25 protein-coding genes are annotated in these 22,344 nt (G+C 58.7%); 12 read left to right on the top strand and 13 right to left on the bottom strand.

Annotation, left to right across the window (positions count from 1 at the left end; translation table 11 throughout):
- The first annotated feature begins 120 nt into the window (after positions 1–120).
- From ccmA to ACR0J4_RS08555, 5 genes are all read left to right on the top strand, one after another.
- Positions 121–735, top strand: a complete 615-nt coding sequence (gene ccmA / locus ACR0J4_RS08575) for a heme ABC exporter ATP-binding protein CcmA (protein ID WP_170640834.1) — start codon at positions 121–123, stop codon at positions 733–735.
- Positions 732–1,388 (top strand): heme exporter protein CcmB, encoded by a 657-nt coding sequence (gene ccmB, locus ACR0J4_RS08570; protein WP_170640832.1) that lies wholly within the window; start codon positions 732–734, stop codon positions 1,386–1,388. Before ccmA ends, ccmB begins: the two co-directional genes overlap by 4 nt.
- 61 nt (positions 1,389–1,449) lie before the next feature.
- Positions 1,450–2,223, top strand: a complete 774-nt coding sequence (locus tag ACR0J4_RS08565; protein ID WP_170640830.1) for a heme ABC transporter permease — start codon at positions 1,450–1,452, stop codon at positions 2,221–2,223.
- The gene (gene ccmD, locus ACR0J4_RS08560) at positions 2,220–2,378 is read left to right on the top strand and encodes a heme exporter protein CcmD (protein WP_170374069.1); all 159 of its coding nucleotides are present in this window, start codon (positions 2,220–2,222) and stop codon (positions 2,376–2,378) included. Before ACR0J4_RS08565 ends, ccmD begins: the two co-directional genes overlap by 4 nt.
- On the top strand, positions 2,371–2,910 hold the full coding sequence (locus tag ACR0J4_RS08555; RefSeq protein ID WP_170640828.1) for a DsbE family thiol:disulfide interchange protein: 540 nt from the start codon (positions 2,371–2,373) through the stop codon (positions 2,908–2,910). The genes ccmD and ACR0J4_RS08555 overlap by 8 nt, the downstream gene beginning before the upstream one ends.
- On the opposite strand, the gene ACR0J4_RS08550 is transcribed toward ACR0J4_RS08555, so the two are convergent.
- Positions 2,907–3,608, bottom strand: coding sequence for an SDR family oxidoreductase (locus ACR0J4_RS08550; RefSeq protein ID WP_170553005.1), 702 nt, complete (start codon positions 3,606–3,608; stop codon positions 2,907–2,909). The genes ACR0J4_RS08555 and ACR0J4_RS08550 overlap by 4 nt on opposite strands.
- Before the next feature lie 143 nt (positions 3,609–3,751).
- Positions 3,752–6,442 (bottom strand): aconitate hydratase AcnA, encoded by a 2,691-nt coding sequence (gene acnA, locus ACR0J4_RS08545; RefSeq protein ID WP_170640826.1) that lies wholly within the window; start codon positions 6,440–6,442, stop codon positions 3,752–3,754.
- Between the two features lie 222 nt (positions 6,443–6,664).
- Here acnA and ACR0J4_RS08540 point away from each other — a divergent pair, with 222 nt between their 5' ends.
- Positions 6,665–7,366 (top strand): DUF1223 domain-containing protein, encoded by a 702-nt coding sequence (locus ACR0J4_RS08540; RefSeq protein ID WP_170640824.1) that lies wholly within the window; start codon positions 6,665–6,667, stop codon positions 7,364–7,366.
- On the opposite strand, the gene ACR0J4_RS08535 is transcribed toward ACR0J4_RS08540, so the two are convergent.
- From ACR0J4_RS08535 to purB, 4 genes are all read right to left on the bottom strand, one after another.
- A complete protein-coding gene (locus ACR0J4_RS08535) occupies positions 7,367–8,290 on the bottom strand; it encodes a lysophospholipid acyltransferase family protein (protein WP_170640822.1) in 924 nt (307 codons plus the stop codon). It lies immediately after the preceding gene.
- Between the two features lie 84 nt (positions 8,291–8,374).
- Positions 8,375–9,460, bottom strand: coding sequence for a flagellar motor switch protein FliG (locus ACR0J4_RS08530; RefSeq protein WP_480668365.1), 1,086 nt, complete (start codon positions 9,458–9,460; stop codon positions 8,375–8,377).
- Between the two features lie 77 nt (positions 9,461–9,537).
- Positions 9,538–10,086, bottom strand: coding sequence for a tetratricopeptide repeat protein (locus ACR0J4_RS08525; protein ID WP_170641373.1), 549 nt, complete (start codon positions 10,084–10,086; stop codon positions 9,538–9,540).
- 174 nt (positions 10,087–10,260) lie between these two features.
- Complete coding sequence (purB, locus tag ACR0J4_RS08520; protein ID WP_170458892.1) at positions 10,261–11,565, bottom strand: adenylosuccinate lyase; 1,305 nt, start codon at positions 11,563–11,565, stop codon at positions 10,261–10,263.
- A 117-nt stretch (positions 11,566–11,682) separates the two neighbouring features.
- Here purB and ACR0J4_RS08515 point away from each other — a divergent pair, with 117 nt between their 5' ends.
- The 4 genes from ACR0J4_RS08515 to ACR0J4_RS08500 all read left to right on the top strand — a co-directional run bounded on the left by ACR0J4_RS08515 (position 11,683) and on the right by ACR0J4_RS08500 (position 13,814).
- The gene (locus ACR0J4_RS08515) at positions 11,683–12,111 is read left to right on the top strand and encodes a DUF6314 family protein (protein WP_170640818.1); all 429 of its coding nucleotides are present in this window, start codon (positions 11,683–11,685) and stop codon (positions 12,109–12,111) included.
- 72 nt (positions 12,112–12,183) lie between these two features.
- Positions 12,184–12,771 (top strand): biotin transporter BioY, encoded by a 588-nt coding sequence (locus ACR0J4_RS08510; protein WP_170553029.1) that lies wholly within the window; start codon positions 12,184–12,186, stop codon positions 12,769–12,771.
- A gap of 140 nt (positions 12,772–12,911) precedes the next feature.
- Complete coding sequence (locus ACR0J4_RS08505; RefSeq protein ID WP_170640816.1) at positions 12,912–13,469, top strand: hypothetical protein; 558 nt, start codon at positions 12,912–12,914, stop codon at positions 13,467–13,469.
- A gap of 9 nt (positions 13,470–13,478) precedes the next feature.
- Positions 13,479–13,814, top strand: a complete 336-nt coding sequence (locus tag ACR0J4_RS08500; protein ID WP_170553034.1) for a hypothetical protein — start codon at positions 13,479–13,481, stop codon at positions 13,812–13,814.
- Positions 13,815–13,826: 12 nt separating this feature from the next.
- Here the strand turns inward: ACR0J4_RS08500 and ACR0J4_RS08495 are convergent, their stop codons facing one another.
- Positions 13,827–15,041, bottom strand: a complete 1,215-nt coding sequence (locus ACR0J4_RS08495) for a bifunctional alpha/beta hydrolase/OsmC family protein (protein WP_170553038.1) — start codon at positions 15,039–15,041, stop codon at positions 13,827–13,829.
- Positions 15,042–15,257: 216 nt separating this feature from the next.
- On the opposite strand from ACR0J4_RS08495, the gene ACR0J4_RS08490 reads away from it, so the two are divergent.
- Positions 15,258–15,449, top strand: a complete 192-nt coding sequence (locus ACR0J4_RS08490; protein WP_170553041.1) for a hypothetical protein — start codon at positions 15,258–15,260, stop codon at positions 15,447–15,449.
- Between the two features lie 4 nt (positions 15,450–15,453).
- Here ACR0J4_RS08490 and dddP read toward each other — a convergent pair whose 3' ends face one another.
- A complete protein-coding gene (gene dddP, locus ACR0J4_RS08485; protein ID WP_170553043.1) occupies positions 15,454–16,797 on the bottom strand; it encodes a dimethylsulfonioproprionate lyase DddP in 1,344 nt (447 codons plus the stop codon).
- A 124-nt stretch (positions 16,798–16,921) separates the two neighbouring features.
- On the opposite strand from dddP, the gene ACR0J4_RS08480 reads away from it, so the two are divergent.
- Positions 16,922–17,665 (top strand): heme-dependent oxidative N-demethylase family protein, encoded by a 744-nt coding sequence (locus tag ACR0J4_RS08480; protein WP_170640814.1) that lies wholly within the window; start codon positions 16,922–16,924, stop codon positions 17,663–17,665.
- A gap of 36 nt (positions 17,666–17,701) precedes the next feature.
- Here ACR0J4_RS08480 and ACR0J4_RS08475 read toward each other — a convergent pair whose 3' ends face one another.
- The 5 genes from ACR0J4_RS08475 to ACR0J4_RS08455 form a co-directional block, all read right to left on the bottom strand.
- Positions 17,702–18,598: a hypothetical protein gene (locus tag ACR0J4_RS08475; protein ID WP_170640812.1), complete on the bottom strand. Its 897-nt coding sequence runs from the start codon at positions 18,596–18,598 to the stop codon at positions 17,702–17,704.
- A gap of 199 nt (positions 18,599–18,797) precedes the next feature.
- On the bottom strand, positions 18,798–19,589 hold the full coding sequence (locus ACR0J4_RS08470) for a lytic murein transglycosylase (protein ID WP_170553052.1): 792 nt from the start codon (positions 19,587–19,589) through the stop codon (positions 18,798–18,800).
- Between the two features lie 63 nt (positions 19,590–19,652).
- Complete coding sequence (locus ACR0J4_RS08465) at positions 19,653–20,297, bottom strand: MSMEG_1061 family FMN-dependent PPOX-type flavoprotein (protein WP_170640810.1); 645 nt, start codon at positions 20,295–20,297, stop codon at positions 19,653–19,655.
- A 103-nt stretch (positions 20,298–20,400) separates the two neighbouring features.
- The gene (gene glnA / locus ACR0J4_RS08460; RefSeq protein WP_170747372.1) at positions 20,401–21,807 is read right to left on the bottom strand and encodes a type I glutamate--ammonia ligase; all 1,407 of its coding nucleotides are present in this window, start codon (positions 21,805–21,807) and stop codon (positions 20,401–20,403) included.
- Between the two features lie 33 nt (positions 21,808–21,840).
- Positions 21,841–22,179, bottom strand: a complete 339-nt coding sequence (locus tag ACR0J4_RS08455) for a P-II family nitrogen regulator (RefSeq protein WP_170325301.1) — start codon at positions 22,177–22,179, stop codon at positions 21,841–21,843.
- Positions 22,180–22,344 lie beyond the last annotated feature (165 nt).

Genomic DNA, 22,344 nt, shown 5'->3' with positions numbered 1-22,344 from the left:
ATATCTCGGGGAGCGCGAGGGGCTGGCCCCTCGCATCCGAACCCATCCAAGCGCACTGCCCTAGCTCCCTGCGTCAAATCCAACCTTTTGCCTGCGTCCCCAATCGGATAAGCGAGTCTCATGACTCTAACCGTTTTCGATCTGACCATCACCCGTGGTGGCGTGCCCGTGCTCGAGGGGGTGAGCTTCAAACTCACCCCCGGTCAGGCGCTCATTTTGCGCGGGCCGAACGGAATAGGAAAAACAACGCTGCTCCGCACTCTGGCAGGGCTACAGCCTGCTTTGGCGGGAAAGATCGAAGGTGCCGAGGACCAGATCGCCTACGCCTCGCATTCCGATGGTTTGAAGCCAACCCTGACGGTTGTCGAAAATCTTGCCTTCTGGGCGTCCGTCTTTGGGACCCATGACATCCAGCCAGCACTAGACGCCTTTGCGCTGAATGACCTGTCCGACCGCCATGCGGGCAACTTGTCGGCCGGGCAAAAGCGCAGGCTGGGCCTTGCACGGATGCTGGTTACGGGGCGGCCGATCTGGATGCTGGACGAACCAACCGTCTCACTCGACAAAAACGCCGTTCAGATGTTCGCTGACGCTGTGCGCGGGCATCTGGGGCAGGGCGGCTCGGCCCTGATTGCAACCCATATCGACCTCGGCCTCGACGGAGAGGTTCTGGACGTCGGCCCCTACAAAGCCAAACCGCAACCCATCGATGACTTCGACGGAGGCTTCCTGTGATCGCCCTATTGTTGCGCGACCTGAAGCTGGCCTTTCGCGCAGGCGGAGGCTTTGGTCTCGGCCTGGCCTTCTTCCTGATCGTAACGGTTCTGGTGCCTTTTGCTGTCGGTCCACAATCGTCGCTGCTCTCGACCATCGCGCCGGGAATTCTGTGGCTGGGTGCCTTGCTCGCCTGCCTGCTGTCCCTCGACCGACTTCTGGCTCTGGATTGGGAGGACGGCTCGCTGGACCTTCTGGCTACCGCGCCTCTGCCGCTTGAGACTGTGGTCTCGATTAAAGCGCTAGCGCATTGGATCACCACCGGTTTGCCTCTGGTTCTGGCGGCACCGTTTCTGGGCGTCTTGCTGAACCTTCCCACGCCGGGGTTCTTCTGGCTGGTGATCTCGCTCCTGCTAGGAACGCCCGCCATGAGCGTCATAGGCACCTTCGGCGCAGCCCTGATTGTCGGTTTGAAGCGCGGCGGCCTGCTGTTGTCACTACTGGTTCTACCGCTCTACGTCCCAACCCTGATCTTCGGCGCAGAAGTCGCCCGCCGGGGTGCTGTCGGGATGGAGACCCAAACCCCGCTTTTGATGCTGGCGGGGATCACGATGGCCACGATCGCTCTGCTTCCATTCGCCAGCGCAGCGGTCCTGCGCATCAATCTGCGGTGAAGCGCCACAACTTTGAGCAAGGTCAATTGAGAATGAAGCCGAGTCGGACTAAATAACGGCCATGTCTATCGCAGCCAAAGCCAACGCCCTCTGGGAATATGCCAACCCGCGCAAGTTTCTTGCCACCAGCGAGCGTGTCTTGCCCTTTTTCTGGATCACCTCCGCGGTTTGCATCGTGGTAGGGCTGGTCTGGGGCTTCTTCTTCACCCCCGATGACTTCCGACAGGGCTCGACGGTTAAGATCATCTACCTGCACGTCCCATCGGCCCTTATGGCGATTAATTGCTGGCTGATGATGCTGGTGACCTCGCTCATATGGCTGGTCCGCCGCCATCACGTCAGCGCTTTGGCCGCGCGCGCCGCCGCACCTGTGGGCATCGTGATGACCCTGATCGCACTGGCGACCGGAGCGATTTGGGGCCAGCCGATGTGGGGCACATGGTGGGCCTGGGATCCGCGCCTGACTTCGTTCCTGATCTTGTTCCTATTTTATCTCGGTTACGTCGCCCTGTGGGAGGCGATCGAGGACCCGGACACCGCCGCAGACCTGACTTCGGTCCTGTGTCTTGTGGGGTCGGTCTTCGCGATTCTCAGCCGTTATGCGGTAAACTTCTGGAACCAGGGGCTGCACCAGGGCGCCTCGGTCATGCGGGCCGGAGCGGTCACGGGAACGGACACCGAAGAGAAGGTTAGCAACGTGTTCTTCTATCCATTGCTGACCTGCATCATTGGCTTCGTTTTGCTGTTCATTGCATTGGTTCTGTATCGCACCGGCACCGAAATCCGTGCGCGTCGGGTCAAAGCGCTGCTGGCACGGGAAAAGGTGGGCGCATGATGCCTGATCTTGGAAAATACGCGGACGCTGTCTTGTCGTCCTACGCTGCTTCGATCCTGCTGCTCGTGGCGCTGGTCGTCTTTAGCGTGATCCGGGGACGCAAAGTGCGGGCCGAGATGGAGAAAATCGAACAAAGGATGTCGCGCAATGGCTAAGATTTCGCCTTTGATGGTCGCGCCGCCGCTGATCTTCGGTGCTTTTGCTGTTCTGGCCGGGATTGGCATGTTCCGAGACGACCCCAATGCCCTACCATCCGCCCGCGAAGGGCAACCCGCCCCTCCGGTCGTCCTGACCGAGTTTCCGGGCAAAACGCCTTTCGACGACGCGACCCTGCGGGACGGGCAGGTCAAGCTGGTCAACTACTGGGCCAGCTGGTGTGCCCCCTGTCGCGCAGAGCATCCAAACCTTGAGGCGCTGTCGAACGAAGGCATCCCGGTCTACGGCGTCAACTACAAGGACAAGTTGGACAATGCCGAAAGCTTTCTGACTGAACTGGGCGATCCCTATACCGGAATCGGTCGCGATGAGCAGGGCCGCATGGCTTTGGATTGGGGGCTTTACGGCGTTCCCGAAACCTATGTGATCGACGGGGATGGCACCGTGATCCTGCGGTTCGCCGGGCCGATCACCCAACGTGTGATCGAAAGCACGATCCGCCCGGCGCTTGAAAAAGCAGCTGGTGGTTAGAGCCTGTAGCCACCGGTCACAGCCAAGGTCTCACCCGTGATGAATGCGGCGTCCTCTGACGCCAAGAACCGTACGGCCTTCGCGATATCCTCGGGCCTCCCAATTCGCCCGATGGCTGTGTTCTCGACGAACAAGGCGGTCAAGTCTTCGGGGCGCGGGTCTTCGGGGATGTTAATCGCCCCCGGTGCCACAGCATTGACCCGAATACCCTGAGGCCCAAGTTCCTTTGCTACCCCGCGTGTCCAAAGGTTCAGGGCTGCCTTGCTTGCCCCATAAATCACAGCGTCTTTCGGCGGCAAAACAGCGTTCATCGAGGAAATGCTGACAATCGCCGCGCCCGGTTTCAAATGGGGCATGGCAGCCGCCAGCAAAGCAGCAGGGGTCAGCAGATTCAAATCCAAAATGGCGCGATGATCTTCCTGGTCAAAAATCTCTTTCGGAGTGGACCTGACCAAACCCGCATTGTTCACGATCACGTCCAGCCGACCGAATCGTTCGACAACGTGGCGTATGACTGCCTCAGGCTGTCCGTCCTGCGTCAGATCGGACCGTATCGGTTGCAAACCTTCCTCTTCCAACACCGGATCGGGCTCAGTGGACAGCCATGTGAAAGCAACTCGATGATCGCGCCGTAGGTCTTCCACGATGGCGCGCCCGATCCCCCGCGCGCCGCCGGTTACCAAAGCCACTTTCTCCATACCAACCTCCTGCGCACGGTTGATAGTCCACATAGGACACAATCAACTTCTTCTGTTCACAAATACCTCGGAGCGCGAGGCAGAGCCTCGCATAAAAAAGGACGCCGGTCGGCGTCCTCTTCAGTCTTTGGATCAACACCGCGTCAACCCGCCTTCGCGAGATTGCGCAGCACATAGTGCAGAACACCGCCGTTCTCGATGTATTCGATCTCAGGGGCTGTATCTATGCGGCATTTCAGGGTGATGGTCTTCTCGGTCCCGTCGCCATAGGTGATGGTGCAGGGCACCTCCTGCAGCGGCTCAATCGTGTCCAGACCGTGGATCGAGACCGTCTCATCACCCTTCAGCCCAAGTGTATTGCGCGTGTCTCCGCCTGTGAACTCAAACGGAATCACGCCCATGCCCACGAGGTTTGAACGGTGGATGCGCTCAAAACTCTCTGCAATCACGGCTTTGATACCCAGCAGAGCGGTCCCCTTCGCGGCCCAATCGCGGGACGAGCCCGCGCCATATTGCTCACCTCCGAAAACGACCAGAGGGGTGCCATTCGCCTGATACGCCATCGACGCGTCGTAGATCGAGGTCTGCGCGCCATCCGGCCCCTTGGTGTAGCCACCTTCGACCCCGTCCAACATCTCGTTCTTGATGCGGATATTGGCGAAGGTGCCGCGCATCATGACCTCATGGTTGCCCCGGCGCGAGCCGTAGGAGTTGAACTCACGCGGCTGCACCTGACGTTCCATCAGGTACTGACCGGCGGGCGAGGTCGTGGCAAACGATCCAGCGGGCGAGATATGGTCGGTCGTGACCATATCGCCGAGGATCGCCAGCACCTTGGCCCCCTCGATGTTCGAGATCGTGCCCGGCTCAGCCCCCATGCCCTGAAAATAGGGCGGGTTCTGGATATAGGTCGAGGTCGGCGGCCAGTCATAGGTTTCCTGCTGCGGAACCTCGACCTCACGCCATTTCTCATCCCCTTTGAAAACGTCGGCATATTTCGACTGGAACGCCTCGCGGGTGACGGTTGCTTCGACCAACTCCGCGATTTCGCTCTGGCTGGGCCAGATGTCCTTCATAAAGACGTCATTGCCGTCCCGATCCTGACCGATGGGTTCGGAGGTCAGGTCAATATCCATGGTGCCTGCCAGCGCATAGACAACGACCAGAGGCGGCGAGGCCAGATAGTTGGCGCGCACATCCGGCGAGATCCGCCCTTCGAAGTTACGGTTGCCCGAGAGAACCGAGGTGGCGACAAGATCGCCTTCGGAAATAGCTTCGCTGATTTCTCGCTGGATCGGACCCGAGTTACCGATACAGGTGGTGCAGCCATAGCCCACAAGGTTGAACCCGATCTTGTCCAGATCGTCTTGAAGACCCGCGGCCTCAAGATAGGCGGAAACCACCTGCGACCCTGGCGCGAGCGAGGTCTTCACCCATGGCTTTCGGTCCAGACCCAGCGCGGCGGCCTTGCGGGCTACAAGACCCGCTCCGATCATCACATAGGGGTTCGAGGTGTTGGTGCAGGAGGTGATCGAGGCGATCACGACCTTGCCCGATTCCATACCGTAGTTCTCGCCTTTGACTTCGACCTGCTTGCCCATTGGGCGTTTGAAGGTGTTCTCCATCTCGTTCAGGAAGGCCGCTTTCGCTTCCGTCAGCGCCACATAGTCCTGCGGACGTTTCGGCCCCGAGATGGCAGGAACGATGGTGCCCATATCCAGCGACAGGGTATCGGTATAGATCGGTGCGTAGGTCTCATCACGCCACAGTCCGTTTTCCTTTGCATAGGCTTCGACCAGCGCAAGACGGTCTTCGTCGCGCCCGGTATTGCGCATGTAACGCAGGGTTTCCCCGTCGATCGGGAAGAAGCCGCAGGTCGCGCCATATTCGGGGGCCATGTTGGCGATCGTGGCACGGTCCGCCAAAGGAAGACGATCTAGACCTTCGCCGTAGAATTCGACGAATTTACCAACCACGCCCTTTTCACGCAGCATCTCGACGACTTTCAGCACGAGGTCAGTACCAGTAGTGCCCTCGACCATCGCGCCTGTCAGTTCAAAACCCACAACCTCGGGGATCAGCATCGAGATCGGCTGGCCGAGCATCGCGGCCTCAGCCTCAATCCCGCCGACGCCCCATCCCAGAACGGCCATGCCGTTGACCATGGTGGTGTGGCTGTCTGTACCGACAAGGGTGTCGGGATAGGCGACCTCATCCCCGTTCTGATCGGTATCGGTCCAGACGGTCTGGGCCAGATATTCCAGGTTCACCTGATGGCAGATGCCGGTGCCGGGCGGAACGACGCGGAAATTGTTGAACGCGTTCTGACCCCATTTCAGGAACTGGTAGCGCTCCATGTTGCGTTCGTATTCGCGGTCTACGTTCATCTGGAACGCGCGCGGGTTGCCGAATTCGTCGATCATGACCGAGTGGTCGATGACCAGATCCACCGGATTCAGCGGATTGATCTTTTGCGCATCACCCCCCAGAGCTTTGATTCCGTCGCGCATCGCCGCCAGATCAACCACGGCAGGCACACCGGTGAAATCCTGCATCAGCACGCGGGCAGGGCGATAGGCGATCTCGCGCGGGTTCTTACCTTCGTTTTCACCCCATTCCGCAAAGGCCTTGATGTCGTCGACCGAGACAGAGAACCCGTCATCCTCGAAGCGAAGCATGTTTTCCAGCACCACTTTCAGCGCGGCGGGCAGCTTGGAGAAATCCCCTAGACCGGCCTCCTGAGCGGCGGGGATGGAGTAGTAGGAAATGGTTTTGCCATTCACGCTCAGCCTGCGGCGTGTTTTGGCGGTATCCTGTCCGGTCTTGATAGGCATCCTGTGGCCTCCCTCTCAAATAACTTGGAAAATGGGATTCGCTGCGGTTTATCTTGATCACGTTTGTCCGGGGTTCAAGCGTCAGTTACTGACAAGATGAAAATGTATACTGTGGTATGCAAATTCAAGGGCAGGGAACCGCCTCGTCTCAAGAAACCTTGATTGGAGCTTGAAGAGCAAAACGTTTATCCGTTTTGCATGATTTTCAAGCCGAGGGAATTCATGTTCAAATCCGCCCTAGCAGCCACCATTCTATCCGTCTGTGCCGCCTTTTCAGTATCGGCGCAAGAGGATCCGGTTGTGATCGAGTTGTTCACCTCGCAAGGCTGTTCGTCCTGCCCCCCGGCGGATCGGCTTTTGCACGAGCTGATTAAGCGCGACGACGTGATCGGGTTGGCGCTGCATGTGGACTATTGGGATTACATCGGCTGGAAGGACGAATACGCCATTCCTGATCATACGTCCCGGCAACGGGCCTATGCCCGCAATGGTGGCCGGTCGATGATCTACACGCCACAGATGGTGATCAACGGACAGCATGATGTGGTTGGTGCGAAGGCGCAGGAATTGGATCGGCTGATCAAGGCGCATCTGATCGCCGCGCCCACAGCCGAAGTTGAAGCCGAGCGTTCGGGGCAAGAGGTGACGGTGCGCGTGACGCCGATCGACTTGCCAGCTGGGGATACCTACGACGTGCGGATCGTCCAGTACACGCCGCTGCGTCATGCCTCGATCCGGCGTGGAGAGCTCGCGGGCCATGATCTCGACTATGCCAATGTGGTGGAAAGCTGGCAGATGGCCGGGCGCTGGGATGGGGGCAACGAGCAGGCGTTTTCAGCGCAGTTGGATTCGGACCTGCCAGCGGTTGTTCTGGTGCAGCGGGCAGGTCACGGGCCAATCATCGCGGCCGCGCATGTGAAGTGATCAGGGCATGTCTTCGGGCTGAACACCAAGTCCGTTCCAGGCCTTCCAGCGGCGGTGAATCCAGAACCATTGACCCATATGCTGGCGCACCATCTGCTCCAAATCATCATTGATATATTGGGTCATGGTCTTGGGATCGGAATGCGGCACCGGGTCGTGCATCGCGATTTCGAAATCCAGACCATTGGGTTGGCGAACCGCGTAGCAGGGGATCATGACCGCGTCGAACTTCATCGCGAGTTCGGCGTTCAGAACGGATGTGACGGCGGGCTTGCCAAAGAACATCAACTCCTCGCCGCCGTGAACATGCAGGTCAGAGACGATGGCGATCATTTCACCGCCTTTGAGGGAGCGCACCATCTCAACCATCCCGCGCCGACCCTGTTCGAACATGGGTGAGCCGGTTTTGTAGAAGGCTTCGACGTAGGCCTCGTTGAAATAGGGGTTGGCCATGCGACGGTAGAGGCAGCCTAGCGGGCGCCCGCTGCGGGCTTGCAGCGCGATCCGCGTTGCGAGGTAGTGGCCGAAATGCGCGGCGATGATCATGACCGGTCGCCCTTCGGCGGCGGCAGCATCAAAAGCGGCGACACCAGGGCCGGAAAGCTTGGCGTTGCGTTGGCGCGCCGTGAACCCTTCGGGTGAGAAATGTTCCATCAAGGCCCGACCTGCATTGTCCGAGACCTCGGCAGAGATACGGTTAATGTCACGTTCTGACAGTTCGGGGCAGGTGAGCTTCAGGTTGCCTCGGACCCGTTTGCGAAACCCCACCAGCGGGGCCAATCCGCGTACCAAGGTCCCCATTGCAGCGATGCGGGTTCCATAGGGCAGCAACCGCATGCCACCGATCACGCCTTTCAGGAACAGACTGGCGACATAGTATTTCCCAAGCTCAAACCGGCTGAGCTCTGACTTTTCGACAGGCATGGAGGTGTCTCACGGCGTGTTGCGTTTTGCTGGGTCAGACATACAGGCCCGGCTCGGCAAGCTCAAGCACTCTGCCGGTTGAGGTCAGTCTTCGTCTTCTTCCGGCTCGACCAATGTCAGCGTGCCATCGTCTACCAAGGCGCGAATTGCGCCTACGATCTCGGTCATGGCCTCTTCGGCCTCGGACTGTTTGACGCGCCCGCGTTCAGCCATTTCGTCGCGCAGATTGTCGGCCATACGGGAAGAGATGCTGGACAGGATGAACTCGACTGACGCCTTGTCTTTATCGGCAGCGGCCCCCGCCAACGCGGTGACAAGGCTGGCTTGTTCGACCCCGCGCAGAATGGCGTGCACATCGCGCGCGGCGATACGGGCCGGGATATGCGCGAAAGTGAAGATGGATTGACGCACAATGTCTGCGAATTCAGCGTCCTCTTCGTTCAGGGCCGTCAGCAACCCATCACGGGTCGAGGCCGCCGACTGGTTCAGGATCGCCCCAACGCGCGCACCGGGGCCATCGGAAAACGCCTGCGACGGGCGTTGATCCAGTTGAGCAGCCAGCGACCAGCCGATCCGTTCCACCGCTTCAGGGGTCACATTGGCCGTTTTGGAGATAGCATAGGTGATGCGTCGCGCAATGGGGCCGGGCAGGTGCCCCAGCAATTGCGCGGCTTTGGCCGTGTCGAGCTTGGACAGCATCACGGCGGCCACCTCGGTGCTTTCTGCCTGTGCCATCTGGGCCAGATCTTCGGCCGAAATCTCTCGCAGTCGTTGCCATGGATCGCCGATCTGACGAACTCCGGCGATCTTGCGGAGTCTCGCTGCTGTGGCCGGGGCAATCTTGCCGTTCACCGCATCCAGCGCCCCCGCAAGGCCATGGGGGAAAGACAGGCCAACGCTATCCAGCGCATCGCCGAACTCCTGCGCCACGGCATCCAGCGTCACACGGTCCACAAGACCCATCTGACCCAGTTGATGCGTGAGTGTTTCCTGCAATTCGTCGGGCAGTTCCTCAAGTGGAATATCCGCCCCTTCATTCAGCAACAGACGCACCACGATAGCGGCCTTTTGACGATTGCTGAGTGTGCGTGGGACGACGCGGGGCGCGTCGTCCGCCTGACCTGCGCCCGAGGGCTGAGCCCCCGGGGCCACCTGAACCAAAGTATTCATGTCCTGCATCTGCCTGCGGTGCCAAAGTTCTGTTCCACAGGCAGGTTAGCGGGAATCAGGTAAAGAAAGGTTGAACCTCAGTAGTTATAGGTCAGCCCGGTCTTGATGGCCTCGCGCAGAGACGCCTCGGCCCAGGTGCCTTCGCCGCCACGGGCCTTGATTTCGCGCCATTGGGCGATGGCCAGATCGGTTTTCCCTTCGACCACAAAACCCTGAGCCATGTAGCTGCGCGCCAGAAGGTTATCGGGGTTTGTTGCGATGGCCTGCTCGTAATAGGCATTCGCCAGCTCAATGTTGCCCATCTTGCGGTGCGTGAATCCCCAGTAGGTCAGAACGCGGTCATCACTTTGATCGCTCATGACGCGCAGGATGTTCTGGGCGTTTTCCAACTGACCATCATAGGCCAGCTCACGCACGGCCTCATAGAGGTCCTCATCGGTGAAATTCGTAGCACTCGGTTTGACGCAGCGCCCGCGGTCTTCGCTCCAGACCCGACCGAACAGGCATTTCTTGGTCGTGTTGGTGGGCTTGGGGGGATTGGCACCGCCGCCACCGGCCGCGTGGGCAGCGATGGGGGAAAAGGCGAAAGAGGTCAGTGCAATCGCGGATGCAAGAAGAATGCGCATAGTTTTAACTCCGTGGTCAGGTCTGCTCATTGAAATCATAGTGTGATCTTCAAAAAAGCTAACACCGGAGCTTTTCGATTTATTCACAAAGCAGACAGAATTTTTGTTCACGAAGTGCGTGATGATGCAAAAAGCGCCCGGTTGATGAGGGGCCGGGCGCTTTTCTAGGATGGTTTATTCGCCGAAGACACGCTCGAAAATCGTGTCGACATGCTTGGTGTGGTAGCCCAGATCGAATTTCTCTTCGATCTCTTCCACGCTGAGGGCGGCGGTGACCTCGGCATCACCCAGAAGTTCGGTTTTGAAGTCCTTGCCTTCTTCCCAAACCTTCATCGCGTTACGCTGAACCAGACGGTAGGCATCCTCGCGGCTGACACCGGCTTGGGTGAGGGCCAGCAGCACGCGCTGGCTCATGACCAAACCACGGAACTTGTTCATGTTGGCCAGCATGTTTTCCGGGTAAACGACCAGCTTGTCGACCACGCTGGTCAGGCGCGACAGTGCGAAATCCAGAGTAACGGTGGTATCAGGGCCAATATTCCGCTCGACCGACGAATGCGAGATGTCACGCTCATGCCACAGGGCCACGTTCTCCATCGCGGGTACGACGGCCATGCGGACAAGACGGGCCAGACCGGTCAGGTTTTCGGTCAGAACCGGGTTGCGCTTGTGGGGCATCGCCGAGGAGCCCTTTTGGCCCTTCGAGAAGAACTCTTCGGCCTCAAGAACCTCGGTCCGCTGCATGTGACGGATTTCGATGGCGATGTTCTCGATGCTGCTGGCGATGACGCCCAGAGTGGCAAAGAAGGCCGCGTGGCGATCACGCGGGATGACCTGAGTGCTGATCGGCTCGGGCACCAGACCCAACTGGTCGCACACATGCTCTTCGACGCGCGGGTCGATATTGGCGAAGGTGCCAACCGCGCCGCTGATCGCGCCGGTGGCGATTTCGGCGCGCGCGTCACGCATACGAGACAGGTTGCGGTCCATCTCGGCATAGAAACGGGCAAAGGTTAGGCCCATCGTTGTCGGCTCGGCGTGGATGCCGTGGCTGCGGCCGATGCGAACCGTGTCTTTGTGTTCGATGGCGCGGCGTTTCAGGGCTGCCAGCAGGCCTTCGAGGTCTGCGATCAGAATATCGGCGGCGCGGGTCAGCTGTACATTGAAGCAGGTGTCCAGAACGTCTGAGCTAGTCATGCCCTGATGAACAAAGCGGGCTTCTTCGCTGCCCACATGCTCGGCCAGGTGAGTCAGGAAGGCGATGACGTCGTGCTTGGTGACGGCCTCGATTTCATCAATGCGAGCCACGTCGAATTCCACGTCCTTGGCTTTCCACACCGCGTCGGCGTTTTCACGCGGGATCACGCCCAGATCAGCCATGGCTTCGCAGGCATGCGCCTCGATCTCGTACCAGATGCGGAACTTGGTTTCGGGCGACCAGATGGCAACCATCTCGGGGCGGGAATAACGGGGAATCATTGGCAGCAGGACCTTATTGTGATTTGGCAGAGAGCGTTGCGGCGGGGTTTAACGCCGCAGGCGTATGGGAACAAGGCATGAGTGCCCGATTGCGGCGATCTGGCCGGGATATTGAAAATGACGACTGCACCGACAACATTGTCCGATTTCGAAGGGCGCTGGCGCCTGACGCGCACGATCCACGATGCGCGGGCCGGGCAGGTCGTGCAGGCTGAGGGAGAGGCCCAGCTGCTGCGATCCGAGGACGGGCTGATCTACACCGAAGAGGTGACGCTCAGCATCCCCGGCCAGCCTCCGATGAAAGGAACCCGCAAGTATTTATGGCGCGACGGTGGACATCGCGTGTTGATCCATTTCGACGACGGGCGGTTTTTCCATGCCTTGACGCTGGGCGAGCAAAACGCGTCGGACCACCATGATTGTGCGCCTGACAGTTACGATGCGGTCTATGATTTCCACGACTGGCCCCGCTGGTCGGTGCAATGGACGGTGAATGGGCCGCGAAAATCCTACGAAATGACCACAGACTATGCTGCGGTAGCGTAATCATGTTGCAGTTTGAGCGCTGACAAGGCATTGCTGGTGCAGAAATCTTGGTCCGAATTGGGAGAAGTTAAGATGAATGTAAACGTTCTGGCCAATGCGTTTGGCCCGCGTGAAGGGACGGCGCTGCTTGTAAAGCAGGTTGTACTGGTCGTTCTGGGCATCGTGGCCCTGGCGGTTGCCGCGAAAATCAAAGTGCCGATGTGGCCTGTTCCGATCACCATGGGCACCTTTGCCGTCCTGACCATCGGCACCGCCTATGGCGCGCGTCTGGGTCTGATCACCATGCTGGGCTATCTGCTGGTCGGCGCGCTGGGCTTTGACGTATTCGCAGGTTCCTCGGCCGAGAAATTCGGTCTGACCTACATGATGGGCGGCACCGGCGGCTACCTTGTCGGTTACCTGATGGCGACCGTTCTGCTGGGCGCTCTGGCCGCGCGGGGCTGGGACCGCTCGGTTACCAAACTGGCACTGGCGCTTTTGCTGGCCAACGTTCTGATCTACGTACCGGGCCTGCTGTGGCTGGGTCAGCTCTACGGTTGGGACAAGCCGATCCTGGAATGGGGTCTGACACCGTTCCTGCTGGGCGATGCAATCAAGCTGGGTCTTGCAGCCCTGCTGATCCCCGCCGTCTGGAAACTGGTTGGAGACGCGCGCAGCTAAGCGCCTGAGCCTGCTGAAATTCTAACCCGCGCCCCGAGATCCGAGGCGCGGGTTTTTTCTTTTCCAGGCAAGGCGGTGCTGGACAAGAGCGACCGTGGCGGGCCAATCTGCGGTCAGTGAAATAATTAGGCAATTGAGATATGCGTATTCGTTTAAAGACGGCTCTGGCGGCCTGCGCGGCCCTTTGGGTCGGGGCGGCTGTGCCAGCTGCCGCAGATACTCCGGTGACTTATACCGACGCCGGGCGTGCGCTCTTCAGCTTTGCGGTGCCGGATTTCTGGGTGCTGCGTACAGGCGGGCCACGCGACATTGAAGACACGGAGCTGGGCGACCCCCGCGCGGTGGCGCGTGTGATGGGTTTTAAGCCGGTCACGGATGACTCGGTCTGGATGGGCTTTGTCTCGCCGGCCGGAGTGTCCAGTATTCAGGACGGTTTGCGGTATCTGGATGATATCGACAAGTTTCTGGTGAATGATCCAACGGTCAGCAGCACCAGCGACACTCGGATTGCAGGGCTGCCCGCCAAGGTGATCCGGGGCACCGGCACGCGAGACGGAGGGGTGAGTTTCACTGCCACCATTATTGATCTGCCCCGTGGGCGCGTTGCGATTGCCGTGACGATCCTGCGGAACGGGGCCGATCCTGCCTATGTGGATGATCTGAACGCCGTGTTCGCGTCGTTCCGGTCTTTGCAATAGGGGGCTCAGATGACACGTAAACTGATGAAGCGATCCGTTCTTGTGTTGGGTCTAGGGATTTCAAGCCTGACTCTGGCGGCCTGTAATGGCGTCAGCGTGGGGGTAGGCGTCGGATATGGTTATGATCCCTTCTACGACTCGATGCTGTGGAACGATTACTATCACGACGTGGATGTGGATATCGATATCGACCGTCCGGACAGGCCGGACCGACCGCCGGTCAATAGACCTCCGGCACGTCCGACGCCGCCGATCGCGAAGCCTCCGGCGCGCCCACGGCCTCCGGTTGCGCGGCCGCCAGCAGCACGGCCTCCGATCCATCGGCCCGCGCCTCGTCGGGGCTGAGAATCGTCAGGCTCAGGGGAGGAGTTCGGTCGTGATATGTGCCGAACCCTCCAACGTGCGATGCACCGGGCATTTGTCGGCGATTTCCAGAAGACGGTCGCGCTGGGCCTGATCCAGAGGCCCCTCAAGCCGAATCTTGCGGCGGAACAGATCGACCTTGGCGTCCCCGTTAAGCCCAGCATCCTGCGCGTGGACCTTATTGTGACACACATCGACCGACACGCTGGTCAGCGGCCACTTCTTGCGCCGCGCATACATGCGGATCGTCATCGACGTACACGCCCCAAGCCCAGACGAGACAAAGCCGTAGGGCGACATGCCCCGATCCGTGCCACCGTATGAGGCGGGCTCATCCGCGACGACGTGATGGCGCGGCCCGGCCTGGATATCCTGCAGGAAGCCATTGGGATCGGCCTCGGTCACTCGGACAACACCTTCGGGTGCACCTGGAGGCGGCGCTGGCGGGCGGAGGTCGATATAGCGCGACACCCATGCAGAAATGACGTCAGCGGCATATTCGGCATCGCTTGCCCGCGTGATAAGGTGATCGGCATTGTCGAGGGTCACGAAGCTTTTAGGGTGTTTGGCCGCCAGAAACAGGGCGCTGGCATTGTCGATGCTCACCGTTTCATCCCGCGGCGCGTGCAAGATCAAAAGTGCGGCCTTGAGGTCGGCAACTGAGGGGTTCAGCGCAGCCTCCGAAATATCATCGACAAAGGCCTTGCCGATGCGGAAGGGGCGACCGCCCAGAGAAACCTCGGCGCTTCCTTCTTGTTCGATCTCGGGCAGAGCCTGTTCGAAATGGTGCGAGACGTGTCCCGGATCGGCTGGTGCCCCAAGCGTTACCACCGCCTTGACCGAAGGAATGCCCGCCCGCGCGCGCAGAACCGCAGCGCCCCCCAGCGAATGCCCGATCAGCAATGCAGGGGCCATGTCTCGGCCCACAAGGTAGTGCGCGGCCGCGATCAGGTCTTCGACATTCGAGGTGAAGGTTGTATTTGCGAACTCGCCCTCGGAATGGCCCAGTCCTGTGAAATCAAAACGCAAAACGGCAATGCCCATTGCCGCCAAACGGGCCGAGATCCGACGCGCGGCAGGAATGTCCTTTGAGCAGGTGAAGCAATGCGCAAACAGAGCGGTCGCCAGGACGGGTCCTTCCGGCAGGTCGAGTCGCGCGGCCAGACGGCCGCCGTCGTGACCGGCAAAAGTGATGCGTTCGGTGGGCATGGCAGTTCCTTGGATTTCGGTATGGGATCAATAGTGTGCAGTTGTGCCGGATGTCTCAACCCCATTGTAGGAAGCGTCACGGGAAGGTGAGCAAAAACCAGTGAATATTTCGGTATTCACGAAATGTGATGATACACACATCAAATATTCGTTTTCATAATTGATCTCTTCCCCCCATCTTGCAGCTGTCACACCAAGCAAGACAAGGAGACCGAGATGACACATACGGCATGCACCCCGCGCCAGCCTAACCTCCGCGCTGATCTGCTGATCCTTATCGCGCTCAGCGGGGTATTGGGCTTTTCACTGGGTCAGAATTGGGAAAGGGCGACCCCGACCAGTGTCGAAGCCGCCCTTCCATCCGAGGATTGGCACGGGAATGTCCGGCGCTCGACCTGGCCGGACTGAGTGCTTACTCCAGGCCCATCAAGCGGGCATCAAACGGGTATTTGGTCAGGTTCTCATAGCCGTCTTCGGTGATCAGAACCTGATCTTCCAGCTTGATCGAAAAGTCCCCGCCGACCTCACCAACAGCGGCCTCGACGCACAGGACCATGCCAGGTTCGAGCGCGTAGTCATAAGCGCCCGCGACCGCTTTGTCCGGATAAGCGACCAGAGGCCATTCATCGCACAAGCCGACTCCATGCATCAGGCAGCCGTATTTCTGGGCCTGGAACTTGTCATCCAGCTTGTGTGCATTGGCGGTAAGTTCAGGGATCATGACGCCGGGTTTCAGCATCTCCATGTTGGTCATGATATGCTCATGCGCGTGCTGCATGGCGTAAATCATGTCCGGGCGCGGCTTCTGGTCACCGATCCACCATGTGCGTGAGATATCGATGCAGATCCCGTATGAACCGACCAGATCGGTATCAAAAGCGATGATCTCGTTCTGTTGCGTGATGCGTGGGCCGCACTCCTGGAACCACGGATTGGTGCGCTGACCCGAAGCCAGCAGGCGGGTTTCAATCCACTCGCCACCGCGACGGATGTTCTCGGCGTGTAAAACCGCCCAGATGTCATCTTCCGAGGTCTTGCCGTTCCCCACATTGGCGCGGGCGAATTTCTCCATCTCGGCCACGGCTGTTTCGCAGGCGTGGCTGGCGCAGCGCATGGCCAGAATCTCATCCGGACCTTTGATGGCCCGGGTTTTCTCGGTCAGCTCTTCGCCTTCCATCACCTCGAATCCCTGCGCCTCAAGCGCGCGCAGACCGTGCAGCATGATCTTGTCGACGGCCAGACGCTTGTTGCCGCCGCTATGTTCCTCGATCAGGATCCGCACCTCGTTCGAGAACACATCCGCTGCGACATCCACCTTGTCGCCTCGGTCGAAATAAAACAGGTCCGCGCCAGAGCGCTGTTCGCGCACCAGCGGGTTGAATTCGGACAGGAAGGGTGAGTTCTTGTAGTCCCAGATCACCATATACCCGTCAGCGCACAGCAGAACGGCGCGGAATGGGTTGTGGGTGTTCCACAGCTGCATGTTCGTGCTGTCGGTTGCATAGCGGATGTTGAGCGGGTCAAAAATCAGAAGCCCGCCATAACCGCGATCCACGATGGCTTGGGTCAGACGCTTCCAGCGATGCTCGCGCATACGCTCAAGGTTGGGCAGGGCCAGCCCGGCTGCGGCCCATTCCTCAAAGGCAAGCTGGGTGGGTCCGATTTCGATTCGGTCATTGTCATTCGGCGTACCATCGCCGAGCGTTGCGCCTCGGGTCGGGTCAATTTTGCGCGTGTCGCGGTAATGCTGGTTCATGACTGGCCTCTGCTGGTTCACCCGAGAGGTATCAAACTTCTGTCTGGGGTGTCCCAGAAGAATACGACGGATTCTTGGTCGCTTTTTTGCCGACAGTCGGTCAGGCTAATGATAAGTGGATGGCATGGTTGCCATTTTACAGTCTAGTATCCCGTACGACCCTAGCCAAACCCGTGCCTTGCCAGGCATTCAGCCCACCGATATGCCGGAATGGTTGCATCAGGACGATGCCTTCGCTGCGCAGATGGCGCACCGCGCTACCTTGTTGAAAAACCAGCGGGACGATGTTCTGTCCCTGTCCACCGAGGCGGAGCCAGCCGCACAGGAGTTGTTACAGCTTGTGCTGCGTCAAACCTACCCAGAGGCGACTGACTGCGCTTTGCGCCCGGACGGTATTCGTGTGCCGATTGATTTTGCAAACCCGTTGGATACGCTGTGCAATCTGGTGCAAGAGGATTTCTGCATCCTCCAGAAGCACGGGGATGAGCATGTTCTGACCGGTGCGATCTTGTGCTTTCCAGCAAGTTGGCTTTTGCGCGAAAAGTTCATGCGGCCGTTGGTTGGAATTCATGTGCCCGTGGACAGCTATGATGACAATATTGCCCGTCGCGTGCAGCGTCTGTTTGACGGGATACAGCCGGGCCGACCGCTCTGGCGGTTCAATGCCCTCTGGTATGACGACCCCGAGTTGCACCAGCCCCGTAGCGCCAGCGATCGGCGTGCAATCCGAGATCATGGTCGCGCCCCATATTTGCGTAGCGAACGTCAGACCCTTCTGCGCCTGCCGGAAACGCGCGCAGTGGTGTTTTCGATCCATACCTATGTTTTGGCCGCAAACCAGATGCCAGAAATGGAAAACCCCGCCTGACGGCGGGGCCTCCAAGGAGGGTCTTCGGTAGTTGGGTTACATGCCGAGCGCGGTGGCGACATCGGCAAAGGCGTTGCTGGCGTTCAGCGCCACGATGGCAAAGGTAAAGACCAGAACCTGAGTGTTCAGGCGGAAATCCTCACCCCGGATCAGGTTGACCGCGGCCATCGACACAGCAATCGGAGCGGACATGCTGGCGACGACACCCGTCAGGCACCAGCTGCTCAGACGCAGGGCGTCGCTGGGGCGGTCGGACGTGTCCTCTTGCGGATCAGGTGTCGCTTGCGCCACCGGGTCATCTTCGGTTCGAAAGGCGATGCTCAGCAATTGCTCATCGGTCAGTTGGATGGGGCGGGGGGCAGGTTTGGCAATCTCGGGCTCTTCGGGTTCCGGATAGTTCAACCCTGCAAACTGTCCGCTGACCGACTGAAAGATCTGTTTGCGATTTCTGGGTTTGGTCGGCGCGAGCGTGTCAAAGGCGCTCATGAACTGCTCGACTGTCAGAACCGTATGAGGCGACAGCCACTCCACCCGCTGGGATGAGCAGATGTCGACCATGCGATACAAGATAACCACCAGCATCAACTCCGAGATTTCGGAATCATCCAGCAAGGGGGACACTGGGGAGATGTTGATAACCAAACGGTTGCGAGGACGCGATGCAGACGGCCTGACCAGGGTCTTCAGGCCGGCAGCACGGTCCAGACGCTCATGCCGGTCGTCGGGCTGCAGCTCCTCGGTCTCGAGCGTCAATCGCACGAGATACTGGCTGCAGACGATGCTGGCCTCTGTGTTGCTCAGCAGGGCCTTGCGCTCAACGAGGTGGCCGTAATCTTCCAGAGTTGCGGCGACAATAGTTCCGAAACGCTCGACCGCGCCGTCGGTGTCGCCTGCAAACTGCAAGCCGCCATGATAGCTGTGCTTTTTGGTCACTGCGCATTCCTTTGCCGCAAGTCGTCTTGGGCAGCATTCTAAAGCGCGATGTGGGGCAGAATTTGACGAAATTACAAAAAAATCGAAATTCAGATGGATTGACTACGCTTTGGAAACCAAGCGATTGAGGCTTTTTCCGTGCAACTATGGCGATATTGTGGCTGAACTGTGAGGGGTGCGCGGCGGGATCGCGGCCAGGCTATCCATCGATTCGGGCGGCCATTATCGCGATAGATTGCTGGTAGACCGAGGCGGCGTTCCACTGCTGGATAACCTTGAAATTGGGTTGCCCCGGCTGGTAGCCGCGACCGGGTTTCCAGCCTTTCTTGCGCAGGAAATTGGCGGTTGAGGCCAGCGCGTCCGTCATGTTGTAGAAGTCGACACGCCGGTCCCCAGTGGCATCGACACCATAGGTCAGCGCGTTGCCGGGTAGAAACTGAGTATGGCCCAACTCGCCATGTTTTGCCCCTTTTGTCGCCATGGTAATACTGCCTTGATCGACCAGCTTCAGTGCCCCAATTGCGTGAGGAATGAAGAACTCGGATCGGCGACAATCATAGGCCAGAGTGGTTATTGCTGACACAACCTGACTGTCGCCCATAAAACCCCCAAAGCCGGTTTCCATACCGTGAATGGCAATCAGAACCCCTGCTGGAACTCCATATTGGCGTTCCAACGCGGCATAGAATTCCGGGTTTCTTGCCTTACGTTTGCGTCCCTGCGCAACGATGGTATCGGCCCCGCGCACGCGCATGAATTTATCCAGCGAGTATTTGAAGCTTTTCTGGTTGCGATCCGCGGCAATGGTTCCGGTCGCATATTGCGTCTGTGCTAGGGCTTGCAGACCCTTCTTCTTTACCCCGGATTTCTTGGCCTGCTTGGCAAAATCAGCTTTCCAGGCCTCGAACCCGGCACTGGTGTTCCCACAGGGGGCCGCGAGACCAAGCGTCGGTGCAGACAGGGCGAGCGTCAGGGTTAGAATGCGCAACATCAGGTCAATTCCCTCATACAATATGCATTAAGGCTAAACGCCAGCCCTTGCTTCGCAAAGGGTTTAATACAGGTCCAACTCGCCTGCTTGCTTGAGGTCTTCGAACCATTCATCGGGGGTTTTATCGATCTTGGCGTGTTTGACCATCATCGCGTTCATATTCGGCAGGTCTGAGGAGTCAGGCCAGTTCTCCGGCTGCCAGAGGTTGGAGCGGATGACGCATTTGGGGCAGTGGGCAAAGGCGGTTTCGACATGGACCAGCAGCGCCAGCTTGGGCGCTTTGCCTTTGATGGCCATGGTCCTCAAGAGCGTTTCATCGGCACAGATACGCGCCATACCGCGAAGGCGCAGCGTCTCCATCTTGCCGGGGACGAAGAAGATCACACTGACGCGTGGGTCTTTCAGAACGTTGTGAAAGGTATCGACGCGTTTGTTGCCGGGTCGGTCAGGGATAGCGAGCATTTTATCCGAGATGACATGCACGAAGCCTTCGGGATCGCCACGCGGCGAGATATCGAGATACCCGTCCGGGTTGGCTGATGCTATCAGGCAGAATGTGGACCTGTCGATGAAGTCCCGGCACATCTGATCCAGAGCCGACAGTTCCTTTGCGATGATCTGAGGCAATGGCGCGCCGGTGATGCGTTCCAGCTGTTCCGCCGAGGTCACATATTCGGTGAATTGCGCGAACGGGTCATCGGGTGACATGCGCTCTCTCCCAACCTGTTTTGACTGTCAGTTTGAAAGATCACGCCAGATGAGACAAGGGCGCCCGAATGGACGCCCTTGGAATGGTAGGTCTGCAACCGGCTTAGCAGCTGTAGTACATGCCGTATTCTACCGGGTGCGGTGTGTGCTCGTAGGTTTCGACCTCTTCCATCTTCAGTGCGATGTAGCCGTCGATCTGGTCTTTGGTGAACACGTCGCCCTGCAGCAGGAAGTCGTGATCGGATGCCAGAGCTTCCAGAGCCTCACGCAGCGAGCCGCAAACGGTCGGGATGTCGGCCAGTTCTTCAGCAGGCAGATCGTACAGGTTCTTGTCCATGGCTTCGCCCGGATCGATCTTGTTCTTGATGCCGTCCAGACCAGCCATCAGCAGTGCGGCAAACGCCAGGTAGGGGTTCGCAGATGGATCCGGGAAACGGGCCTCAACGCGCTTGGCTTTCGGGCTCTCGGTCCACGGAATACGGACACAACCCGAACGGTTACGAGCCGAGTAGGCGCGCAGAACAGGTGCTTCGAAGCCCGGGATCAGACGCTTGTAGCTGTTGGTCGAAGGGTTGGTGAAGGCGTTCAGGGTTTTCGCGTGCTTCAAAACACCGCCAATGAAGTACAGTGCTTCGTCCGACAGGTCGGCGTATTTGTCGCCAGCGAACAGAGGCTTGCCGTCTTTCCAGATCGACATGTTCACGTGCATGCCGGTGCCGTTGTCACCTGCGATAGGCTTCGGCATGAAGGTGGCCGATTTGCCGTAGGCATGTGCAACGTTGTGGATGACGTATTTGTACTTCTGCAACTCGTCAGCTTGCTTGGTCAGGCTGTCAAAGATCAGGCCCAGCTCGTGCTGACAGGACGCAACCTCGTGGTGGTGCTTGTCCACTTTCATGCCCAGACGCTTCATAGTCGACAGCATTTCCGAACGCAGGTCTTGTGCTTCGTCAACTGGGTTCACGGGGAAGTAGCCGCCCTTGACGCCCGGACGATGGCCCATGTTGCCCATCTCGTACTCGGTGTCAGTATTCCACGACGCATCAGTTGCATCAACTTCGTATGATACCTTATTGATACTGTTTGAGAAACGGACGTCATCGAACAGGAAGAATTCGGCTTCGGGGCCCATGTAGGCGACATCACCGATACCCGAGGATTTCAGGTATGCTTCAGCTTTCTGAGCGGTGCCGCGAGGATCACGCTCATAGGCTTCGCCGGTGTCGGGCTCAACAATCGAGCAGTGCAAGCAGATGGTCTTTTCCGCATAGAACGGGTCGACATAGGCGCTTTCGGTGTCGGGCATCAGTTTCATGTCCGACGCTTCGATCGACTTCCAGCCCGCAATGGACGAACCGTCGAACATGAAGCCTTCTTCCAGGAAGTCTTCATCGACCTGGTCGGCCATGATGGTCACGTGCTGAAGCTTGCCGCGCGGGTCGGTGAAACGGATGTCGACGTACTCTGCGCCTTCTTCCTTGATCAGCTGAAGAACTGCGTCCTTGCTCATTCTCTTGATTCCTCTGGGTTGAAGATGTGTGTGTTACAGGGCTTCCGAACCGGTCTCGCCGGTACGGATGCGAATGGCTTGCTCGACAGGTGAGACAAAGATCTTGCCGTCACCGATCTTGTCGGTTTTCGCGGCCGAGACGATGGCTTCGATCGCGGCGTCAACCTGATCGTCGTCGAGTACGACCTCAACTTTTACTTTGGGCAGAAAGTCGACGACATATTCCGCGCCGCGATACAGCTCGGTGTGACCTTTCTGGCGGCCAAAGCCTTTGACTTCGATCACGCTGAGACCCTGGACGCCAACGTCCTGCAGTGCCTCTTTCACTTCGTCCAGTTTGAACGGCTTGATGATCGCTTCGATCTTTTTCATTCCGGCTCACCTTGCATGGTTGTCTGAGGTGCAGTGATCACGTCTAAAGGGATGCAGCAATCCGATTGCGCGCTTCGGCGTGATCTGGTGCATTGAAAAAAGGCGCATGGTCAAATTTTGATCGGTTTGCACAAAAAGTAATCGAAATTGAATCGCGTGAGGATT

It is taken from the genome of Ruegeria sp. B10, from assembly GCF_056539825.1.
The sequence above is the reverse complement of the archived record's forward strand: the minus strand, read 5'-3'. Positions and strand labels throughout refer to the sequence as shown.

Bases quoted from the DNA above. Each gene is read 5' to 3' on its own strand.
- ACR0J4_RS08470 (WP_170553052.1), bottom strand. From the start codon at position 19,589: ATGTTGCGCATTCTAACCCTGACGCTCGCCCTGTCTGCACCGACGCTT.
- ACR0J4_RS08550 (WP_170553005.1), bottom strand. From the start codon at position 3,608: ATGGAGAAAGTGGCTTTGGTAACCGGCGGCGCGCGGGGGATCGGGCGC.
- ACR0J4_RS08535 (WP_170640822.1), bottom strand. From the start codon at position 8,290: ATGCCTGTCGAAAAGTCAGAGCTCAGCCGGTTTGAGCTTGGGAAATAC.
- purB (WP_170458892.1), bottom strand. From the start codon at position 11,565: ATGATTCCCCGTTATTCCCGCCCCGAGATGGTTGCCATCTGGTCGCCC.
- ACR0J4_RS08500 (WP_170553034.1), top strand. From the start codon at position 13,479: ATGACACGTAAACTGATGAAGCGATCCGTTCTTGTGTTGGGTCTAGGG.
- ACR0J4_RS08515 (WP_170640818.1), top strand. From the start codon at position 11,683: ATGACGACTGCACCGACAACATTGTCCGATTTCGAAGGGCGCTGGCGC.
- ACR0J4_RS08490 (WP_170553041.1), top strand. From the start codon at position 15,258: ATGACACATACGGCATGCACCCCGCGCCAGCCTAACCTCCGCGCTGAT.
- ACR0J4_RS08540 (WP_170640824.1), top strand. From the start codon at position 6,665: ATGTTCAAATCCGCCCTAGCAGCCACCATTCTATCCGTCTGTGCCGCC.
- dddP (WP_170553043.1), bottom strand. From the start codon at position 16,797: ATGAACCAGCATTACCGCGACACGCGCAAAATTGACCCGACCCGAGGC.
- acnA (WP_170640826.1), bottom strand. From the start codon at position 6,442: ATGCCTATCAAGACCGGACAGGATACCGCCAAAACACGCCGCAGGCTG.
- ACR0J4_RS08510 (WP_170553029.1), top strand. From the start codon at position 12,184: ATGAATGTAAACGTTCTGGCCAATGCGTTTGGCCCGCGTGAAGGGACG.
- ACR0J4_RS08480 (WP_170640814.1), top strand. From the start codon at position 16,922: ATGGTTGCCATTTTACAGTCTAGTATCCCGTACGACCCTAGCCAAACC.
- ACR0J4_RS08465 (WP_170640810.1), bottom strand. From the start codon at position 20,297: ATGTCACCCGATGACCCGTTCGCGCAATTCACCGAATATGTGACCTCG.
- ACR0J4_RS08505 (WP_170640816.1), top strand. From the start codon at position 12,912: ATGCGTATTCGTTTAAAGACGGCTCTGGCGGCCTGCGCGGCCCTTTGG.
- ACR0J4_RS08525 (WP_170641373.1), bottom strand. From the start codon at position 10,086: ATGCGCATTCTTCTTGCATCCGCGATTGCACTGACCTCTTTCGCCTTT.
- ACR0J4_RS08530 (WP_480668365.1), bottom strand. From the start codon at position 9,460: ATGAATACTTTGGTTCAGGTGGCCCCGGGGGCTCAGCCCTCGGGCGCA.
- ccmD (WP_170374069.1), top strand. From the start codon at position 2,220: ATGATGCCTGATCTTGGAAAATACGCGGACGCTGTCTTGTCGTCCTAC.
- ACR0J4_RS08555 (WP_170640828.1), top strand. From the start codon at position 2,371: ATGGCTAAGATTTCGCCTTTGATGGTCGCGCCGCCGCTGATCTTCGGT.
- ACR0J4_RS08565 (WP_170640830.1), top strand. From the start codon at position 1,450: ATGTCTATCGCAGCCAAAGCCAACGCCCTCTGGGAATATGCCAACCCG.
- ACR0J4_RS08495 (WP_170553038.1), bottom strand. From the start codon at position 15,041: ATGCCCACCGAACGCATCACTTTTGCCGGTCACGACGGCGGCCGTCTG.
- glnA (WP_170747372.1), bottom strand. From the start codon at position 21,807: ATGAGCAAGGACGCAGTTCTTCAGCTGATCAAGGAAGAAGGCGCAGAG.
- ccmA (WP_170640834.1), top strand. From the start codon at position 121: ATGACTCTAACCGTTTTCGATCTGACCATCACCCGTGGTGGCGTGCCC.
- ACR0J4_RS08455 (WP_170325301.1), bottom strand. From the start codon at position 22,179: ATGAAAAAGATCGAAGCGATCATCAAGCCGTTCAAACTGGACGAAGTG.